The organism is Holospora undulata HU1 (genome assembly GCF_000388175.3).
In the GTDB taxonomy this organism is placed as follows: Bacteria; Pseudomonadota; Alphaproteobacteria; order Holosporales; family Holosporaceae; genus Holospora; species Holospora undulata_A.
This window is the reverse complement of record NZ_ARPM03000004.1, coordinates 1-2,053: the sequence shown is the minus strand read 5'-3', so window position 1 is coordinate 2,053 and position 2,053 is coordinate 1. Positions and strand designations below refer to the sequence as shown.

General features: G+C 34.0%; 2 protein-coding genes. One reads left to right on the top strand and one right to left on the bottom strand.

The features are described 5' to 3' along the window. Positions 1-85: 85 nt before the first annotated feature. On the bottom strand, positions 86-340 hold the full coding sequence (locus K737_RS06595) for a hypothetical protein (protein ID WP_052563198.1): 255 nt from the start codon (positions 338-340) through the stop codon (positions 86-88). 619 nt (positions 341-959) lie between these two features. Between K737_RS06595 and K737_RS00025 the strand changes: the two genes are divergently transcribed. After that, complete coding sequence (locus K737_RS00025) at positions 960-1,430, top strand: outer membrane lipoprotein (RefSeq protein WP_006297050.1); 471 nt, start codon at positions 960-962, stop codon at positions 1,428-1,430. The last annotated feature ends 623 nt before the right edge of the window (positions 1,431-2,053 follow it).

Below are 2,053 nucleotides of genomic sequence, written 5' to 3'. Positions count from 1 at the left end.
TAAGTGATCCAATCTTTGCCCACAAATTCGCGATCAGCTGAAAAGGAGAAAATTTTATCGACCCTAAAGATTTCCTTAAATTGGTTTAATAAACTGATGCGTGCTTGGGGTGCGAATTTTCCTGGTGATCAAGCATGCTCCAAAACAAAGGAAATGCAATCTTTCCAACTCTAACAGCTGGTACGAGGCAATTGATATTCTGCGTTCCAAACTTCCAATTGGTGCCATCGAGCATTAAATGCATTTTAGGAACTGGCTCCCAAATGCTTGATATCAAGGCTTTTGAGAAGAGCCCAGAATCAATTCCTTGTCCTTTTAAAAAAACGCCTGACGCGTTCAAGCTTGGATTTTATTGAAGGTGGAGAGTGCATCTTGTGGATCAGCGCAGGATGCTGAACCTTTCGCTGATCGATCATACTAAGTACGAAGGTTCATTTGCATTAAACATTGTTGTTTATTTTTAATAAAATAGCCTCTCTTTCAGATCTTTTAAAGACCCTTCAAAAAAGTGAGGGGGAGTATGGGGTAGTATGATCCAGCTCAATTGTCATATTCTTTTTATTATGTTTTTGATATAGAATAAATTTTTATTATTAGATATTTATTTATGATACATCACAAAAGATAGATAAGTAAATCAAAAAAAAATAATTCCTGTTTTTCTGCATATTTAATTTTTTCACACATCATCTCGCTTTCATTAAAGTAAATTTTTTATTTGCTTTCTCAAAAAAACTGATTTCCGCATCGATTATCTGATTAGATTTAGACTAAAATTTTATATTCATTCTATTTTTTTGATAAAGCTTATTTATTTTCCCTTGAGATTTTAGCTATTTGTTTATCTTTTACTATTTAATTGGGGTGTTTTTATATTAAAAAAATATGAATCCCCCCTTTCATTTTAAAAAAATATCTTTTATCATTCTTACTAGATTCGTTAAGGAGCATATAAACAAGTGCGTTTTTTTAATTTTTTATTGATTAGTTTATTGATGTCGGGCTGTGCACCTAGAATCGGGAGCGGTGATTACTCATTGACCGGCGTAGGAGAAACCTGTACGACATTACCTGGAAAGATTATTGCTATGAGAACAGTAAATGTTTCTGGCAGTGCAACAACAGCAGAAGACAATCAACCTGGGATGGGATCTCTTGTTGGTGCACTAGCTGGTGCATTAGGAGGAATTAATGTTGGAAAAGGAAGAGGAAGTCTTTTCGGGGCAGCGGGTGGAGCGCTTGCAGGTGGAATAATCGGACATTTTGCCGCAAGAGCGTTGACAGACCAAGACGGAATAGAATACCAAATACAACTTGATACAGGCGGATTTTTAACTGTTGTTCAAGGCCCAAATCCCACCTTATGCGTTGGACAAAAAGTATTTGTTGTTCAAAGTCAAAAAGATCGCAGCCGTGTAGTTCCACGATAGCGTTTTATAGTTTATTAACTTAGCTTTTTTCAACTCCTTACTAATAAGTTAGGAAAAATTGGGAAGAAAATATACGTCTAAAGTTTAATTGTTAATTAAGATAAAAGATTAAACTACGAATCTAAAAGTCGAAAATTGCGTATCTTCCCAGAATATCTCCCAAGAATGTAAATTTTCTTAATTCTCACTATAAATTCTTTGCATACTGGGGTTCGCTTTTTATCAAAGCTTTGTACAAAAAATATTATTTTTAAGCAGCTCTTTTTTTAAAAACTTCTAAAGTAGTTTTCTTTAACAGCAAGAAAATCTCATCTCTATCCTTCTTTCCGCATCACGAATAAAGCAGCTTATTATAAACAGTTCTAATCAGTTTCTTTAAAGACTAGATATCCTTCACTGTGTTCTTCTAAAATTTATATACCCAAAAGCCCCCACGCACTCCTTAAGGCCCCATAAGTGTTGAAAGTGGCAGAGATAGATATTATGAGTATAAAGTTTTAATTTTATAATGATGTATTGATATATGGTTAGAGAGACGAGGAAAACTTTACGATGTCAATAGATATAATAATAAAATCACCGGAGAATTACTATTCAAAGGTTTGCTGAGATTAATACTGCTT